Source organism: Bacteroidales bacterium, assembly GCA_016707785.1.
In the GTDB taxonomy this organism is placed as follows: domain Bacteria; phylum Bacteroidota; class Bacteroidia; order Bacteroidales; family UBA4417; genus UBA4417.
The window spans coordinates 24,890-43,256 of record JADJGZ010000019.1 but is presented as its reverse complement, the minus strand read 5'-3'; the positions used below and the strand labels follow the sequence as shown (position 1 = coordinate 43,256).

At 43.4% G+C, this 18,367-nt stretch carries 11 protein-coding genes; 9 read left to right on the top strand and 2 right to left on the bottom strand.

Annotation, left to right across the window (positions count from 1 at the left end; translation table 11 throughout):
* Positions 1 to 97: 97 nt before the first annotated feature.
* From IPH84_11960 to IPH84_11940, 5 genes are all read left to right on the top strand, one after another.
* Entirely contained in the window at positions 98 to 1,210 is a 1,113-nt protein-coding gene (locus IPH84_11960; GenBank protein MBK7173922.1) for an ROK family protein, read from the top strand.
* 191 nt (positions 1,211 to 1,401) lie between these two features.
* Positions 1,402 to 3,702, top strand: a complete 2,301-nt coding sequence (locus tag IPH84_11955) for a carboxypeptidase regulatory-like domain-containing protein (protein ID MBK7173921.1) — start codon at positions 1,402 to 1,404, stop codon at positions 3,700 to 3,702.
* Positions 3,703 to 3,823: 121 nt separating this feature from the next.
* Positions 3,824 to 4,705, top strand: a complete 882-nt coding sequence (locus tag IPH84_11950) for a hypothetical protein (GenBank protein ID MBK7173920.1) — start codon at positions 3,824 to 3,826, stop codon at positions 4,703 to 4,705.
* The gene (locus IPH84_11945; GenBank protein MBK7173919.1) at positions 4,665 to 5,330 is read left to right on the top strand and encodes a T9SS type A sorting domain-containing protein; all 666 of its coding nucleotides are present in this window, start codon (positions 4,665 to 4,667) and stop codon (positions 5,328 to 5,330) included. Before IPH84_11950 ends, IPH84_11945 begins: the two co-directional genes overlap by 41 nt.
* A gap of 134 nt (positions 5,331 to 5,464) precedes the next feature.
* On the top strand, positions 5,465 to 6,256 hold the full coding sequence (locus IPH84_11940; GenBank protein MBK7173918.1) for a methyltransferase domain-containing protein: 792 nt from the start codon (positions 5,465 to 5,467) through the stop codon (positions 6,254 to 6,256).
* A 145-nt stretch (positions 6,257 to 6,401) separates the two neighbouring features.
* Here IPH84_11940 and IPH84_11935 read toward each other — a convergent pair whose 3' ends face one another.
* Positions 6,402 to 6,617, bottom strand: coding sequence for a hypothetical protein (locus tag IPH84_11935; GenBank protein MBK7173917.1), 216 nt, complete (start codon positions 6,615 to 6,617; stop codon positions 6,402 to 6,404).
* Between the two features lie 109 nt (positions 6,618 to 6,726).
* Here IPH84_11935 and IPH84_11930 point away from each other — a divergent pair, with 109 nt between their 5' ends.
* From IPH84_11930 to IPH84_11915, 4 genes are all read left to right on the top strand, one after another.
* Positions 6,727 to 9,060, top strand: coding sequence for a T9SS type A sorting domain-containing protein (locus IPH84_11930; protein MBK7173916.1), 2,334 nt, complete (start codon positions 6,727 to 6,729; stop codon positions 9,058 to 9,060).
* Positions 9,061 to 9,152: 92 nt separating this feature from the next.
* On the top strand, positions 9,153 to 12,803 hold the full coding sequence (locus IPH84_11925; protein MBK7173915.1) for a T9SS type A sorting domain-containing protein: 3,651 nt from the start codon (positions 9,153 to 9,155) through the stop codon (positions 12,801 to 12,803).
* Between the two features lie 289 nt (positions 12,804 to 13,092).
* A complete protein-coding gene (locus IPH84_11920; protein MBK7173914.1) occupies positions 13,093 to 13,725 on the top strand; it encodes a hypothetical protein in 633 nt (210 codons plus the stop codon).
* Between the two features lies 1 nt (position 13,726).
* Entirely contained in the window at positions 13,727 to 17,035 is a 3,309-nt protein-coding gene (locus tag IPH84_11915) for a T9SS type A sorting domain-containing protein (protein MBK7173913.1), read from the top strand.
* 11 nt (positions 17,036 to 17,046) lie between these two features.
* Here IPH84_11915 and IPH84_11910 read toward each other — a convergent pair whose 3' ends face one another.
* Entirely contained in the window at positions 17,047 to 18,276 is a 1,230-nt protein-coding gene (locus IPH84_11910) for a DUF2029 domain-containing protein (protein ID MBK7173912.1), read from the bottom strand.
* Positions 18,277 to 18,367 lie beyond the last annotated feature (91 nt).

Here is an 18,367-nt window from a genome sequence, read left to right as displayed (position 1 = left end):
TTTTCTTTTCCTACTTTTGACCCGGAATGATCATTTCATTCCCGGGAGAATTGTATTTTTACCCTTTCTGTTTAGCCGAAATTCACTCAACATTCATATGCCTTATAATACAGACAACCGTATTGTCATGACCCTGGATGCCGGGGGGACAAACTTTGTGTTCTCAGCCGCGCAGGCAGGGGAAGAGATTATCGAACCCATCTGTCTTCCCGCCCACGGTGATTCTTTGCAGGAAGTGCTTCAAACGATTATAACCGGATTCCGGCAGGTAAAAGACCGGCTGGCTGAGGCACCAGTAGCCATTAGTTTTGCATTTCCCGGCCCTGCCGATTATCCGAACGGAATTATCGGGGACCTTAAAAATCTGCCAACATTTAAAGGAGGTGTAGCCTTAGGCCCCATGCTCGAACATCATTTTGGGATTCCAACCTTTATCAATAACGATGGAGACCTGTTTGTTTACGGGGAGGCAATGGCCGGATTATTACCCGCAATCAACAAGGAACTTGAAGCTGCCGGGAATCCCAAACGTTATAAAAACCTGTTTGGTATTACACTGGGAACAGGGTTTGGTGGAGGCCTGGTGATAGGAGGGAACCTATTCTATGGGGATAATTCCGCCGGGGCTGAAATATGGGCACTCCGCTCAAAACTCCATCCATTGGCATATGCTGAAGAAGGAGTTTCTATCCGCGCTGTAAAACGTGTCTATGCTCAAAATGCTGGGATTCCTTTTGAGGATTCCCCTGAGCCAAAGGAAATCTGTGCCATCGCAAAAGGTGAAAAAGAGGGAAACCAATCGGCTGCTTTGGAAGCCTGGAAACGATTAGCCGAAAATGCAGGGGATGCCCTCGCCAATGCTGTTACCCTGGTAGATGCCCTGGTAGTAGTTGGTGGAGGCCTTTCAGGTGCTTCCGATATACTTCTTCCTTACCTGGTGGCAGAAATGAATAATCCGCTATGCAATATTAAAGGGGAGCCTTTGTGTCGCACCGAACTAACTGCATTTAACCTGGAAGATGTCTCTCAGAAAGCCACCTTCCTGAAAGGGATGGCTAAAACAATACCTATTCCCGGAACCAGCCTCTCCATCAGCTACGACCCGCTTCAAAGAACCGGTGTAGGGGTTTCGCGCCTGGGTACCTCAAGAGCCGTAAGCATCGGAGCCTATGCTTTTGCTTTAAATAAGCTTGATCAGCAGGGAGAATAAGTTTGGAAATAATCAGTACATTTTGATTCTGAATTGTTATAGAATCAATGGTGTAACTTGAAATCAGTTCAGAAGAATTTAGTTTGGAATGATCTCCTGAATGAACAGAAATTTTAAATTAAATGAACCCCTTTTCAAATAGTTTCTTTAGGTCAGGTAATCCCACCTTAAAGATTCATTATCAATAAGAAATGAAAAAACTAATACTACTCTTCTTCTGCTTTATTTTGTCCCATTTTCTGCCGGCTCAGAATACCCCCTGGCGCACCGGGGAAATGGAAGTAAAGGTTTTCCTCAGCCAGGAAAATACTGCTTCAAAGTTGGCTTCCCTCAATTTTAATGGGGATATCTATCAAACGTATGCTTTAGGATATCTGATCCCTTCTGAATGGGAACTGCTGAAAAAGGAAGGTTTTGCCACAGAAGTACTAAAGCCTGATCTGAACAGCTGGTCTGCCAGCTTCGGCGACGCATTGGTGCCATCAGGATATTATACTTACAACCAGATCAGGAATATAGCTGATAGCCTGGTTACACATTATCCTGGTATCTGTAAAAAAGTTATCTATGGATATAATTCCCTGATGCAGGAATTGGCTGCTTTAAAGATTAGTGACAATGTTCTGACGGATGAAAATGAGGCGGAAATCTTATTGGATGGGGGAATTCATGGTGATGAGGTTGGAGGTTCCCAAAATATGATTCAGCTTGCCCGTGACTTATGCCTGGGGTATGGATCTGATCCCCAGATTACCGGATTAGTCGACAATCGTGAAATCTGGCTTTACTATTGCGTTAATCCATGGGGTCGGGATAATATGTCCCGCTACAACAGCGCTTCTGTGGATATCAATCGGGACTATGGGTATATGTGGGGTGGTGAAGGTGGCAGCATCGGACCTTTTTCGCAACCTGAAACCAAGGCCTTACGTAAATGTCAGTACGAGAACCAGTTTGTATCATATACCAATTACCATAGCGGGACTGAGATTATCTCCTATCCATGGAGTTATCGGTTGAGTCCATGTCCTGATAAGCCTTCCATCGAAAACCTGGCAATGGTATATTCAAATGCTTCAGGTTATTCCTCCCTGCCCTGGGGACAAGGTTCCATTGTGATGTATCTCATTCAGGGCAGTACCAAAGATTTCAACTATGCCTGTATGGGTTCGGTAGCATGGTCCGTTGAGATATCTATGGAGAAGCAACCCACAGATGTTCAATACTATTATAACATCAATAAGCCGGCAATGCTGGAATTGATCCAACATAGCGGATATGGAATTCAGGGTGTAATCACTGATGCTATAACCGGTAAACCTGTGAGTGCAGCCATCTTCACCGGACTAAATTATCCTGTTTACAGTGATCCTGAAGTTGGGGATTTTCATAAATACCTGGTGCCGGGGTCTTACTCCCTGAAAGTGGTTGCCAACGGATATGATCCTGTTACCATTGATAATGTCCAGGTTACAGATCTTCAGTCCACTACAGTTAATATTGAGATGTCACCAAGGACTTCCCAGTTTCTTTATCGCGTAATCAGCTCCAGGATACCCAATTTCAGTGCACAAAACCCGGGAGATGAAGGATATACTGCTGCCTGTATCGGCCCTCCTGACCAGGTGAATTACTCATTGGGACGTGGAGGTTATATCATTGTCGATATGCAGGACACCATTCATGATGGTGAACCGGGAACGTTTGATATCACTGTTTATGAAGGGGATTCTTCCCCGGAAGGATACACGCTGTATGCTGGAAGCACTATGGATGGCCCATGGACAAATGTGGGATTCGGAACGGGAACCATGTCATTCGACCTGCAGCCTTACGGTGTATCAGAAGCCAGGTATTTCATGCTGCTCGACGACAACAATGGGTCCTCCAACGTAAATGATGCAGGTTTTGATTTTGATGCGATGTCATGTCTTCATCCCCGGGTTCCGGATACAGTTGGCCACCTCTCAGGAAGAGTTTATAATGCCTTCACAAATGAGCCAATAGATAGTGTATTCGTAATGGCAGGTGATAGTATTGTAATGACTGATTCCACAGGGCACTATACCATGGAACTCATCCGTGGTGAAAGGGAAATCTGTGCGGGCTTAGATGGTTACAGGCAGGAATGTGACTCGCTTACCCTGATGCCGGGGAGTCAATACGAACTTGATTTTTATCTGTTCCCAACTGTTGGAGTTAAACCATTAAAGAACGACTTTCTGACTTCACGGATTCATCCCAACCCTTTCACCACAGATTTTACCTTGCAGTTTACCTTGAAAACTCCGGGCTTATGCAGAGTAGATCTTCTGGATTTACAGGGAAGGGAAATAGGACAGCTTTTCTCACAAACATTGAAATCAGGCAAACAAATACTTAATTTTAACAAGCTGGAGTTCCAGGAAATAGCTCTTAAACCGGGCTCATACCTGCTTCGGTTATCTACCCCTGAAGGACAAATCATAAATAAAGTTGTTAAAGCTTTATAATTATTTTTAATAAGGAAAAGAATTTAAAAATAATGTATTACTTTTGTCATAATTGCGTATTAAACATTGATAAGCAATAACAAGAACTGTACTCAATCAATTAGCAACAAACTTCATTCTCATGAAAAAATTTACACTCGTATTTTCATTTCTGATCGCTGTCCTGGTGCTGAATGCACAGGTGGAACGCAACTTGGTTGCTGTTGAAATAGGCACAGGTACATGGTGTACCTATTGCCCGGGTGCAGCATTGGGAGCCGATGACCTCGTAGCCAACGGAAAACGTGTAGCCATTATTGAAAACCATAATGGAGATAGTTATGCCAATAATTATTCCAACGCCAGGAATACTTATTATGCTATTAGTGGTTACCCTACGGCCCGTTTTGATGGAGTCCTTTCAGTGGTTGGTGGAGATCATACCCAAAGTATGTATTCTTCCTATCTGCCAAAATATAACCAGAGGATCGCAATTTCCTCTCCTCTTACTATTGATTACACTATGACCCAGACAGGTCAGCAGTTTGTATTCAATTTCACCATTACGAAGGTTTCTGCCCTTCCGGCTGATCAACTGATATTTCATTTTACCGTAACACAGTCAGAAATTGCACAATCATGGCAGGGACAGACTCACCTGAATTATGTGGATCGCGTTATGATTCCTGATCAGAACGGTACAGCGATCGATTTCAGCGGATCTGATGTTCAGACTGTCTCTATTACCGCCAATATTGACCCATTGTGGCCTATGGAAGATATTGAATTCGTTGCTTTTGTACAGAATAATGGAAACAAGGAAATCCTCCAGACCATTCGCCCTGTTCAGAGCGATTTTGAAGCAACTTCAGAAACTGATATCTGTCAACATAATGGAATCAACTTCGGTGATGCTTCTGTAGGCCGCCCGGCTGTTATTGAATGGCAGTTCCCGGGAGGAACACCTTCTACAGCTACAGGTGATGCGCCTTCTATTATCTATCATACTCCTGGGTGTTTATGATGTTATTATGACAACAACTACCGGCCTTCAGTCAGAAACTATCACCAAAACAGGCTATGTAAACATTCGTCCGGGTGCTGAAGTAACTGATCCTGTCGGACCTATCGTGGTTTGTACAAACAACCAGGGCCAGACTACCGATTACACCACTACCAGTACAGGCGCTACTTCCTATATTTGGGATTTGTATCCTGCAACAGGTGCCGGTACCATTGTTAATAACGGTGCCACAGCTACCATCAGCTGGAATCATAACTGGTACGGAATTGCCAGTTTACGCGTAAAAGGTATCAGCGAATGTGGCGAAGGTTCATGGACTCAGTACATGGATATTTCAGCGGTTAATTGTACAGGTGAAGAAGAAAATACAGTCGTACAGGCAATTACGGTATATCCTAATCCTGCTCACAAAGAATTAAATATCAGGTTGAATTCCAAAACAGAAGATATTGTTGAAATCAGGCTGATGAACGCACTTGGAAAAGTAATGGCTAAGGAAACTGTCCAGGTTAACGGAAAATCAATTACTACCCTTAATATTTCCAGGATGCCTGAAGGAATGTATTTCCTCAGCATTAACGGGAAAGAACTTAAACAATCACAAAAGGTAACCATCCAGCGGTAAACCTGAATAGAATATTTATGAGAGCCTGTTGTATTCAGCAGGCTCTTTTTTTTTATTCACACCGATAAACAATTGCTAAAATTTATTGTTATTGTAACACCATTATTTTGTCCTGTAACTAACTCAATATACATATGCAAGTAGAAATCAATACCATCGAAAATAAGGAACAAGTAGATAACAGTGCCTGTGGATGTGGTTCCGGAGGCTGCGGGTGTCATTCAGGCAGCAGAACCTCTGCAGAAATAGATCCAAACCTCCCTGACCGATTCCAGTTATTACAGGAAGGTGACAGGGTGGTAGAATTTGGTTCCGGACTTGGGAATGATTGCATTTCAGCTTCTCAGGTTGTTGGCCCTACGGGGAAAGTGATTGGCATCGACATCTCAGAAAAAAATATATCCGAAGCCCGTAAAACAGTGGATTCTCTTGATATCAGCAACCTGGAGTTCAGGTTGGGTACCATCGATGCAGCCCCTGTACCTGATGAATACGCAGATGTAATTTATTCAACCTGTGTTTTCAACCTTCAATCCAATAAGCAAAAAGTAGCGGATGAAATGTATCGGGTGGTAAAACACAATGGCTATGTTTGTGTTTCCGATTTTGTGATCCTGGAAGATATTCCGGATGGACTCAGAAATGAAGCATCCTCCATTGCAGGCTGTATCCAGGGTGCTGAAAAAGCTGGTGTTTTTATGGATTACTTCAAGAAAACCGGGTTTTCCCAGGGAGGTATCGTCGAAGTCAATAAGGTTAAACTTCCGGATGACCTTCTGGCAAAATACCTGGATCCCGCTATGGTCACAAAATATAATGACATCAACTCCGATGAAGGTATATTCAGCGTCGTATTGGTGGTTGAAAAACCTGAAACCTGTACCGCCGAAACCTGCTGTCATAATGCGGATAAACATAAAAACTAATCCTGTTTAGTGCCGGGGCCGCGTGCCGGCCGCCGGCTGACCGACGCGCGTCCATTTGCCGAGGCTAGTCCGAAGGGGAACCTTTGGCTAAAGGTGGCCCAGATAAATAAGTACTTAAGGGACAGAGAAAGAAACCACAAATGACTCAAATTAAACACAAAAAAAAAGCACAAATAGATCTGCGTAAATCCGCGTGATGATCAGTTTTGTCCGCTTTCCATTTGCCAGCGATGCCTTCCGACCCAAGAGCCTTTGGCTTTGGATGTCGGAAAGGGGAATTTGGATCTTGTTCCCCCAACTGGCGGATTGGTTTTTGGTTTTTGGTTTTTGGATTTTGGAATTTGGATTTTTCATTTTTCATTTTTCATTGTATTAATAATTGTAAACTATTCAGGGTTTTATGCAGCATCTTGATAAAAAAATGCTGAACTTTGTATGGTATTCCAATCCTTTTTACCAGACTGATGAATATGAAAAAACTGATCCTCCTTACAAACACACTCCTGTTAATTGCTATCCTTGGATTCGCCGGGAAAGTTGAAAAAATCTACCAGTTCGATCAACCTCTTACGCAGTCTGCCGGGGATTATCAAACACTGAATTTCTCAAATACACTATTGACAGGCCTCACAGGAGAACCTGTTCTTCCTTACAGGCAGGTAAGCCTTATGCTTCCCCCGGGTGAAGAAGCCGGCAGTATTGAGATCATAGGCTCCGATCCGGTGATCCTTCCGGACCATTATATGCTTGCACCACAGCAGCATGTGAGGCCATTATCCCTGGGAACATCCGGGGAATTCGTGCGCAATAATGCCGTTTATCAATCCTCGGATAAATATCCAAAATCTCCATCTGGCAAACTGGTTACTTCCTTTCTGAATGGCCGTTCCATTGCACTTTCTACTTTCACACCTGTAAGCTATATTCCTTCAACCGGCCGGGTAAGCTACTACCGGACTGTTAAAGTGATTATCCATACAATTCCTTCCGCCAAAGCGCAACATGCTTTATCAAACCTCCGGACTTCTGAAGTCATTCATTCCAGCCTGGCTAACTTCTGTGAAAACCCTGAAATGATAGATGTATATAGTACGGATCAACCCGCTGTCACAGGGGATTACCAGGTCCTGATCATTACTCCCGGCACCTTTGCCAATAGTTTCAATTTATTGAAATCAGCCTATCTTAAAGAAGGTCTCTTAACTGAAGTTGCAACTACTGAGTCCATCAGTTCCTCCATGACCGGTCTGGACCTCCAGGAAAAAATGCGTAATTATATCATCCAGGAATACCAGCAACATGGTATTGAACATGTTATCCTTGGCGGTGATGATGAATTAATTCCCAACAGGGGATTCTATTGTATCGTGCAATCCTCTTCCATTTACGAGGACTATAATATCCCATCCGACTTATATTATTCTGCTTTGGATGGAAACTGGAACACAAACGGGGATAATAAATGGGGTGAACCTGAAGAGGATGACCTCCTGCCTGATATTTCTGTAGGACGACTTTCATTCAGCGATGTTTTTGAATTGCAGCGGATGCTCCATAAAACCATTTCATACCAGTTTACTCCTGTCCCCGGGGAGTTCCGGAAAGTTCTGATGGCTGGTGAAAATCTTTATAGTAACCCCGATACCTGGGGAAGCGATTACCTTGAATTGCTGATAGGATCTAAAGCCGACAATGGCTATACTACAGTGGGTATTCCTGAGTCCTATACGTTCAATAAAATGTACGACGAAACAACAAATTGGAGCGGATTTGACCTGATCAGCCAGCTGAACCAGGGATATCCAATGTTGCATCATAGTGGCCATGCCAATGAAACCTATGTAATGAAACTCTCTAATTGGGATATTTCAGACGCCAATTTCAGCGGGATGAATGGCACAACACATAATTACTGCCTGGTTTATACCCATGGATGTCTTTGTGGTTCTTTCGATTTCGAGGATTGTATTGCTGAAGAAATGGTTTCCATCAACAACTTTGCAGCTGCTTTCGTCGGAAATTCACGCTACGGCTGGTTCAATGAAGGCCAGACTGAAGGCCCATCAGCCCACCTGCACCGCGAATTCCTTGATGCCTTGTATACAGATAAACTGAATCGCCTGGGTCGTGCCCATATGGAATCAAAGATTGCCACAGCACCCTGGGTTACCGCTCCCGGTCAATGGGAACCCGGAGCAATTCGCTGGTGCTTCTACGATTGTAATGTTCTGGGTGATCCTGCAATGGCCGTTTGGACAGATGATGCAATGAATATCGTTACAACCTACCCCTCAAACCTGGTAAAAGGATCAACCTCTATGAATGTTGGTGTTACTTCCAACGGATTGGGAGTGAATGGTCTTACCTGTGTATTCCTCATGGATGGAATCATCAGGGGAATGGGTCTTACTGATGATCAGGGCAATGTGAATATCGTATTCGACGGACCCTTACAAAATACTGGGAATGCTGAACTTATAGTATCCGGATATAATTGCCTGCCTGTCACATATGCCATCACTGTAACAGGTACCGTTGGAATTCCTTCAGAAATAAACGCCATTGGTGCCATGCAGGTTTTTCCAAATCCGGTTGATGAAATTCTCAATATCAATTTTGAACATCAGGACGCAGAAACTGTTATTTGTTATGTCGTTGCATCTGATGGAAGAACTTACAAATTGAATACAGGGAATGGAAGCAGTCCTTTCTCATGGGATGCTTCACATCTGGCTGCCGGAATTTATCAATGCATGATCAAAACAGGGGATCAGTTATTGACTTCCCGCTTTGTTAAAAAATAATCTTATCCAATGAGATGTCAATTGAAATGAATATCAGCCGGAGATCATTCCGGGATTCTTTCAGAATATTCCAAAAGTCATTTCTTCCGGGAATGACTTTTATTTTATTGTTGACACTACTCCCATTCTATCATTTATCTGCCCAGGAACTATTTCCCGGAAATAAACTTCCCGAGAAATATACCGTCGACAGAAGAATAGATAATATGGGTTATTGGAAAAAGATGGCTCAACTGGGCCTCGTCCCGGTTACCCCTCCAAAATGGATCCCTGAAGCTGTTTACAAATCGTCATTTATTACAGATGCTTCAGTCTCTACTCCTGACTCTCCCGATATTCCTGTTACCCAGCTCAATTCAACGCAAAGTGAAAACTCTGTATTCATCAGTCCGAATAACCGCTTAAATCTCCTGAACTCCAATAATTCCAGCATAAATCCATACCCGGGTTACTTTTTTGGTGCCGATGATTTTTTCTCTTTTGATGGAGGTATTACATGGGATGGGCAGGTTCATGGGGCCGGCGGATATAATATGGGTGATCCTTCGACTGCTATCAATAGTTTAGGAAGATGGTACGTGGGATTCATTCATTCGGGTGGGGGACAGGCACTGGCTTATTCAAATGATGAAGGCGTTACCTGGAAAGTCAGGGCAATTGCATCCCCTCCGGATTTAATGGGGGGATTACTGGATAAAAGTCATCTTTGGATCGATAATAGCCCCACTAGCCCTTATAAAAGCAATATGTATGATGGCTGGACCGTGATTACAGGGCCTGGTGATGGGAAATTGCAGGTTTCACGCTCTACGGATAAAGGCCTGGCCTGGCAGATTCCGGTTACCATCAGCGATTCAGTGTATGCAAAGAGTCATAACCAGGGTATAAATATCGCAACAGGCCCTAATGGCGAAGTATATGCCATCTGGTCCATTTATGATGCTTTTCCCAGCGACGAGAAAGCCATCGGATTTGCACGCTCATTCAACGGCGGACAAACCTGGCAACCGGGTAAACGTATTCTTGATTCTATCCGCGGTATCCGCATCCATGGTGTTGGGAAAGAAATGCGTGTGAATTCTTTCCCTAGTATGACAGTAGATATCAGCAATAGTCCATGGCGAGGTACTATTTATGCCGTATGGGCCAACCTAAATTACCCCGGCATCAATTCTGGAAATAATGTAGATATCTATATGATTCGCTCTGCTGACAGTGGAAGCACCTGGTCAACACCTGTCAGGATTAACCAGGATTTGCCCCAACCAGGTAAAAAACACTATTTCCCATGGATCACCTGTGACCCGGCAAATGGAAACCTGGCAATGATCTCCTACGACGACCGTGATACCCCTGCCAGCCAGGTGGAAGCCTGGGTTGCTACTTCTACCGATGGAGGAGAAAACTGGCAGGATTTCAGGGTAAGCGATGTGGCATTTACACCCTCACCGGTTACCGGGCTTTCCGATAATTATTTCGGCGATTACCTGGGAATTGCTGCCCGGGAAGGACTTATATATCCCTGCTGGACTGATAACCGCACCGGTGCTGCCATGGCCTATGTTTCACCTTTCAGGCTGGGTCCCGCACCCGGAGAGCCTTATATCGCTTTCCAGGCTTTTCATTATAATGACTCCGTAACGGGGAATGGAAATGGAAAAGTTGAATACGGGGAAACAGCTCAATTGGGACTTAGTCTTAGAAATATGGGCGATGTGCCGGATTCCCTTGTTAATGTGACCCTTCATACCGATTCTCCCTACCTGCATTTTACCGATTCTACCGAGTTCTTTGGAAATTTTGGGGCCAGTCAGTCACTGAGCATCTACAATGCCTTCTCATTCAGCATCTCTGATACGGTGCCCAATGAAACCCGAATCATTATTACAGTATATGCAACAGACAAGAATGACAGCACCTTCATTTCCTATTTTACTTTAAAAGCTTTGGCTCCCGATCTTCTCATCATTGATTTCCTGGTTGAAGATTCATCATCCAATAATAACCATTCCTTTGACCCTGCTGAAAACTGCAGGGTGAAGATAAGGCTGAAAAATCCCACCCTTTACCCTGCAACTTTCGCAAGTTGTCAACTTGAATCGTTGCAGGACTTTGTCACTGTAAGTACTCCTGTTCAATTGCTGGGTGAGATTGGCCCCGGAGAAGTTCGGGATGCAATTTTCGAGGTACAGGTTGATACAGTTACTACCGGCACTCCGGCCTCTTTCAGGGCAATCGCCCGTTTTACCGGACAGGAGAAGATCAGAATTTTTCAAAAGAAAATCGGGCTGATATTTGAGGATTGGGAATCAGGAGATGTAAATCATTTTAACTGGCAATTCAGCGGGAATAGCAATTGGCGAATAGATACCATTATGGCCTATGAAGGTAAGTACTGCCTTCGTTCAGGAAGTGTCGGGAAGAACCAGACCTCCGTATTTTCAATAAATAGCAGGGCCCTGACCTACGATAGCATCAGTTTTTACAGGAAGGTTTCTTCCGAAGCCAGGTACGATTACCTTAACTTTTATATCGATGATGATCTTGTGGGAAAATGGGCAGGTGAGGTAGACTGGTCAAGGGTTGTATTCCCTGTTACACCGGGCTACCACGATTTTAAATGGGAATATGCCAAAGATCCGGAACTCAGTATTGGACTTGATGCAGCTTTCGTAGATTTCATCGAATTCCCTTCTGTACAGTATACCACTGCCGAAGCAGGGAAAGATGCCATCATTTATGAATGCCAGGTCTATGCATGTAATGGGATTGCAACCTATTATGATTCTTTGCAATGGATAACAACCGGCACCGGGATATTTGCCAACCCTAATGCTGCGCATACGCGGTATACTCCCAGTGAAGCTGATAAGGCCGCAGGGCTTGTAACCCTGATACTTAAAGTGTATGGGTCAACAGTGAATGATCTTCCCATCGACAGTATGAACCTGACCATTCTTCCTCAGCCAACAGCATATGCGGGTCCTGATGCTGGGGTTTGTAAAGGGGAATCTTTCCGGATAGTTTCGGCTTCAGCGTCCAATTATACATCTGTTTTTTGGGGAACCGACGGGAGTGACGGCACTTTCAGTGACCCGGCAATCTTATTTCCCGAATATATTCCCGGTCCGTCAGACCTGCTCAAAGGCTATGCAGATCTGCTCCTGGTTAGTTATGCCGGGAATAATGATGCCTGTGGTATCGATGTGGATACCCTCCGCTTAACTTTGTATGATCTTCCGGTAATTCCGCTTCCCGCCAGTTACACCAGGTGTACAGGTTATTCCGCCGACCTGGATGCAACCACTCCCGGTGCGGTGTCCTATGACTGGAACCCCGGAAACCAATCCTCAGCAGTGATCAGGGTGGATAGCACCGGCACAGGGATAGGTACCGCAACACTAGAAGTAACTGTAATCGGTGAACATGGTTGCTCCGCTACAAAATCTACACGGGTTTCTTTTGAAGATTGCCCTGAAAAAATACAATCCGGAAGTGTATATTTCCGTGTTTATCCAAGTCCTGCTCAAAGTCAGGCATACATCGAACTTTACTCCTCATCTGAAATCAAAGTCTCTTATTCACTTGCAAATGCATCCGGTAGTATAGTTATGAATTCTGAAGAATTTTTATTGTCAGGACAGAAAATTATTCCTCTTGCGATTGAGCATTTGTCGCAAGGGACTTACCTTCTTACCTTAAAATCTGACCAATCCGTTACCACACGATTGGTGATCTTTTAAGTCCGAAGTTGTATATGGAAGGAAGATCATTTTGTATACATCAGGCAGATGGTAAAAGGTGACAGAACTGAAAACTAAGGGCTGGAGGGAATCAGGGTATTTTTCACAGTCTTTTGAACAGCTTGATAGGATGAAACTGAAATAAATTATCTTCGTGTACTAAATAAGGATGAAATTGCCCCAAGCCATTCCAAAGTTCCTATGGAGAAGCATTGGGTTTTACCTCTGAATAATTCAACAGATCAACATAAAACCAACCACCACTTTTCAAACCAAACCACCTTTCAAAATGAGATATTCTTTATTAGCATTGCTAATCGGATGCCTGCTATCAGGCATGGTATATTCCCAGGAGCGGGAGTATTCCTTTAAGAAAGATACAGTTAAGTTTACCCGGGAGATGTTGCCCCCTAAATATGTTCCTGATACCCGTATCGACAATATGGGATATTGGAAAAAGATGGCTGAAGCCGGTTTGGTGCCGGTGGCTCCAAATGCTTTGGCTCCTCCTCCAATATGGAAGACAACTAAAATAATGGCAAAGGGAGTCGCAGCAGGAAACTCTCCTGATGTTCAGGTAACTACCAGCAATTCCACTCAAAGTGAAAACTCTGTTTTTATTTCACCGGATAATGGTGCTTTAATCCTAAACTCCAATAACTCAACCCCTCAACCCAGTACCGGCTCTATTTATGGAGCTGATTATCTTTTTTCAGTGGATACTGCATCAACCTGGCAAGGATCCTTCCAGGGTGCAGGAGGAGGTAACAGTGGTGACCCTACCACCTGTATCAATGACAATGGTCGTTGGTTTGTGGGCTTTATCAATAATGGAAGCGGACAAAGTGTGGCATATAGCGATAACCAGGGCACTACATGGACAGTGAAAGGTAGTGGCAAATGCTCCCTCTGGTTTTGGTAATATGCTTGATAAAAACCATATGTGGATTGATAATAGTCCTACAAGCCCATACAATGGAAACCTGTATAATGCCTGGACTACCTTTGGGGGTGCTAATGAGAATGAAATAGGCACTTCCCGTTCCACAGATGATGGAAATACATGGTCTGGTGTCCAGCATATCAGTTCTGCAGTTAATGCAGGGTCTCATAACCAGGGTGTAAACATGAAAACCGGCCCTAATGGTGAAGTCTATGCTGTTTGGGCGATATATGACAGCTGGCCGTCAGACGAGAATTCACTGGCTATGGCGAAATCACTTGATGGTGGCGCAACATGGCAGCCTGCTTACAGGATCATCAACAATATCAAAGGGATACGTAATCACAATGTTACACAAAACATGCGTGTAAACTCATTTCCTTCCATGGCCGTGGATATTAGCGACGGTGAAAACAGGGGAAATATTTACGTGGTATGGACTAATGTTAACACTCCAGGGGTGAACACAGGTCAGGGAGTTGAAGTTTACCTGATTAAATCAGAAGATGAAGGCGTTACCTGGAGTACCCCAATAAAAGTAAACTCCGATCCGCTTGGAACCGGGAAGCAACATTACCTCCCCTGGGTATGTACAGATCCTTCCAATGGGAATGTTGCCGTTATTTTCTACGATAACAGGAATGTGGCTGCGGCACAAGCCGAGGCATGGTGTGCAGTTTCAGTTGACGGTGCCGAAACATTCGAAGATTTCGCTGTGAGTGATGTAGCCTTTACTCCTTCACCCATTCCAAATATGGCCTCTTCCTACATGGGCGACTACCTGGCAATTGGTGCCGATAAAGGAGTAGTTTATCCTGTGTGGACAGATACCAGGCTTGGTTATGCCATGACTTTCGCGTCACCCTTCCTGCTCACACCAGCAATGAACCAGGCATATATTACTTATCAGAATCATGCCATCAACGATTTTACCGCAGGAAACCACAACGGTACCCCCGATTTTGGTGAAAACCTGCTGCTTAGCCTGGCCGTCAAGAATATTGGTGATAAACCCGATACAAATGTGATGGTGACATTGAGCTGTGATTCTCCCTTGGTAACTTTCTCTGACAGCACAGAAAATTATGGCAATTTCACGATCGGTGAGATAAAAACCATTTCTGATGCATTCGCCTTCCATATCTCTGAAACCATTGCCAACGGTACTGAACTTGTATTTAATGTGAAAGCAGTAAATAACCTGGATAGCGTTAACTACAGTTTCTTTACCATGAATGCGTTTGCTCCTGAATTAACAATCGGCAATATTAATGTTTATGATCCTGAAGGAAATAATAACCAGGTACTGGATCCGGGAGAAACCGCAAACATTGTGATTCATTATACCAATAATAGCTTGTTCGATGCGCTAAATCCAGCCAGTAACCTAAGTACGGATCAAACGTTTGTTACCATCCTGAACCCTGTTGTGAGCCTTCCCAGTATTGGTCCGGGTTCATCTGATTCAGCGGAATTTCAGGTGCTGGTTTCCGATATTCCGTTTGGATCAGCAGCACAGTTTCATAATCTCATCAATTATACCTTCCAATCAAGCCAGAAAAGCTTTGTTGAATCCATTGGTTTAATTGTGGAAGATTGGGAAACCGGTACTTTCACAAAATTCCCCTGGACTTTTGGCGGAAATTCCACCTGGACACTGGATAATGTTAATAAATTCGAAGGGGTTTATTCAGCAAAATCAGATGCTATTACGCACAACCAATCTGTATCCTTTAGTATTGATTATGATGTGATGTTTGATGATACTCTTTCATTTTACAGGAAAGTATCTACCGAATTATTCCATGATGTGCTCAGCTTCTATGTCGATGGAACCAGGATCGGACAATGGTCGGGCAATCAAAACTGGAAACGTATGGCATTTCCGGTCATGGCAGGACCTCATACTTTCAAATGGGAATATCTAAAGGATGCTGCCGGCTCCTCAGGATCTGATGCCGCCTGGGTCGATTTTATTGTCTTCCCGCCGGAAAGAAAAACTGTTTCATTTGCAGGAACCATTCAGAATATCTGCGAAAATCAGCTTGCCCAAATGAATGCCACTGCTATGAACTACCAAAGTCTGCTCTGGACAACAGATGGTTCAGGAACCTTTAATGATGCTACCATTCTTAACCCTGTTTATACGCCAAGTGCTTCTGATATCGAATCCGGTATTGTGATTCTTACACTTACCGTTACCGGGATGTCAGCAGGTGAAACATCTGTAAGCAGCATGTTGCTGACCATCAGTCCGAAACCTACTTCATTTGCAGGAACTGATGTTACAATTTGTGAAGGCTCTGCATTTAATATTGCCGGAGCATCAGCTACCAATTATTCAAGCCTGGAGTGGATGAGTAATGGTGATGGAACCTTCAATAATCCACTGGATCTGCTTACAGAGTATAACCCTGGAACAGCCGACATCACTGCCGGAATGGTAGAATTATACCTGGTTGCAGAACCTGGAAATGAATGCGAAGCTGCAAAAGATACACTATTACTAAATATTTCACAGCAACCTGCCGCATTGGTTTCCATGGCAGAAACTGTTTGTAAAGGTGATAGTACCCAACTTTCACTGACATTAACAGGTCAGGCTCCATTCCAGGTAACCCTTTCAAGTGGTGAAATACTGAGTATCCCTGTTGAAACCTGGCAAATGTGGGTTAAACCAACTTCCAATACCAGCTTTGGGGTTTCCAGTATTACAGATGCAAATGGTTGTATCGGAATGGGTACCAATACCATCAATGTCCAGGTTCTGCCCTCACCGGTTATGAACCTTGCTGCTGATACGAATATCTGTGCCAACCTGATCATGAACCTGAATCCCAATGCACAAGGTGCCGTCAGTTACCTTTGGAGTCCGGGTGGACAAACAACAGCTTCTATTAATGTTGATTCAACAGGATTCGGACTGGGTGCTCATAATTTTACTGTGCAAGCAACAGGAAGCAATGGCTGTAAGTCAACACTGACCAGTGCTGTCACTTTCCGTGATTGTACCGGGCTGGATGAAATTGTCGGGAATGTCCGCTTCACCATTTTCCCTAACCCGGGTGATGGACTGTTTGAAATCAGGTTCCAGTCTGAGCTGAGGGAAACAATCCAGGTGAATATCTTTAACTCTGAAGGAAAAAACATATATCAAGCCAGTAACCTTCAACTAAACGGAAACCTGTCCAAACAAATCAATCTGAAGAACCAGGCAGAAGGAACCTATATCCTAAGCCTTGAAAATCGTGATTACAAGGTTTCAAAGAAACTGATCATTGTAAGGTAAAAACCAACTTTTCAGGATGACACAATCCCGCTGTTGCTATTGTCAGCAGCGGGATTGTTGTTATTTATTGGCTTGATCATAATGAGATCCCATATGGTTTTTAGCCAGATGATGAAACAAGGAACTGCTTTAATGGCATGGCTCTTTGCAAAGCCGGTTCTGAAATCTGAAGGAAACAATTCTGTAGATAGTAAAGCAGTGAATATAAAAGCCAGGATAAATAGTGCTGTGTTGAGCTTATTAAAAGGCTGAGAGAAATACCAAATCCCAATACCGGTAAGTGCAATGATAAAAGTTGGTGATTCCGCTTTATGGTTAAAGATTACAATCCATACCAGGATGGAAGAAAGGAAGAGTAATCTGAACAACTTTGAACTGTAGTTCCGGTAAAAAGCCAGGGGAACAAGAAAGAGGATTACTCCTAACAGGAATACAAGTGATTTATGTTCAATACCAAACCATGAATGAAGCCAACCGGCTACCGAAAGTCCGTATGATCCTGTATGATCATTCCTTAATAAATCAAGCCAGAACTGGTACTGGTCCGAAAGTTGTCCTACCGGAACCACCAGTAAAGGGAGTATTATAAGTAAAATACTCCAACCAAGGGTCCAGAAAAAAGCTTTCAGCTTCTGAGGATATAAAAGGAATAATGCCAGGGCAACGATTCCGAATAATTTGATAAATATGCTTAGCACGATCATCAGGCTTGCCAGGGCGATGTGCTTTTTCTCCAGGAATATAAACGCATAAAGCAGCAAACCAGCAATTAATGCATTGCTTTGAGAATTCTGAACTGAGTTGATCAGCTCAGGGATAAGAAATATTGCAAAAAGAATGACTTGGTTCCTGGGATAGATAGCAATCTTTTTTAAGGCAAAAACAAATACCAGCACATTCAACAGATTCCATAAAATCAGTCCGATTAAATCCGGGAACATGGCAAAAAAGCGCATGAATAGTGCAAAACTCGGACTGTACTTAAAAAGATCCCAATGTTCAGCCGGATAGCGCTGATAGAGATTCTTACCTTCCAGCAAATGAGATGAAGAGGATTTGAATATGATATAATTATTATAATGAGTATAGGAAATGCCCCCTTCATGAAAAATTTTAGGACCCGCACTATATTTTAAGTAACTAATAATCAAAACTATAACAATAATAGATCCCAGTAAAATGAGAGTGATATTCCTGTTTCTATTACTAACATTTTCAATGCCAGGACCTGATTTTTCCATGGAGGCTTAAAAGTGAAAAATCTATTATTTTTAATGCTTCTAAATTATCATAAATCATTGTTTCTGTGACAGAAAACTGTCGAAAAATACA

What these genes read in the sequence shown, in the direction of transcription:
- IPH84_11950 (MBK7173920.1), top strand. Translation starts at nt 3,824, where the DNA reads ATGAAAAAATTTACACTCGTATTTTCATTTCTGATCGCTGTCCTGGTG.
- IPH84_11940 (MBK7173918.1), top strand. Translation starts at nt 5,465, where the DNA reads ATGCAAGTAGAAATCAATACCATCGAAAATAAGGAACAAGTAGATAAC.
- IPH84_11910 (MBK7173912.1), bottom strand. Translation starts at nt 18,276, where the DNA reads ATGGAAAAATCAGGTCCTGGCATTGAAAATGTTAGTAATAGAAACAGG.
- IPH84_11925 (MBK7173915.1), top strand. Translation starts at nt 9,153, where the DNA reads ATGACTTTTATTTTATTGTTGACACTACTCCCATTCTATCATTTATCT.
- IPH84_11915 (MBK7173913.1), top strand. Translation starts at nt 13,727, where the DNA reads ATGCTTGATAAAAACCATATGTGGATTGATAATAGTCCTACAAGCCCA.
- IPH84_11960 (MBK7173922.1), top strand. Translation starts at nt 98, where the DNA reads ATGCCTTATAATACAGACAACCGTATTGTCATGACCCTGGATGCCGGG.
- IPH84_11920 (MBK7173914.1), top strand. Translation starts at nt 13,093, where the DNA reads ATGAGATATTCTTTATTAGCATTGCTAATCGGATGCCTGCTATCAGGC.
- IPH84_11945 (MBK7173919.1), top strand. Translation starts at nt 4,665, where the DNA reads ATGCGCCTTCTATTATCTATCATACTCCTGGGTGTTTATGATGTTATT.
- IPH84_11955 (MBK7173921.1), top strand. Translation starts at nt 1,402, where the DNA reads ATGAAAAAACTAATACTACTCTTCTTCTGCTTTATTTTGTCCCATTTT.
- IPH84_11935 (MBK7173917.1), bottom strand. Translation starts at nt 6,617, where the DNA reads ATGAAAAATGAAAAATCCAAATTCCAAAATCCAAAAACCAAAAACCAA.
- IPH84_11930 (MBK7173916.1), top strand. Translation starts at nt 6,727, where the DNA reads ATGAAAAAACTGATCCTCCTTACAAACACACTCCTGTTAATTGCTATC.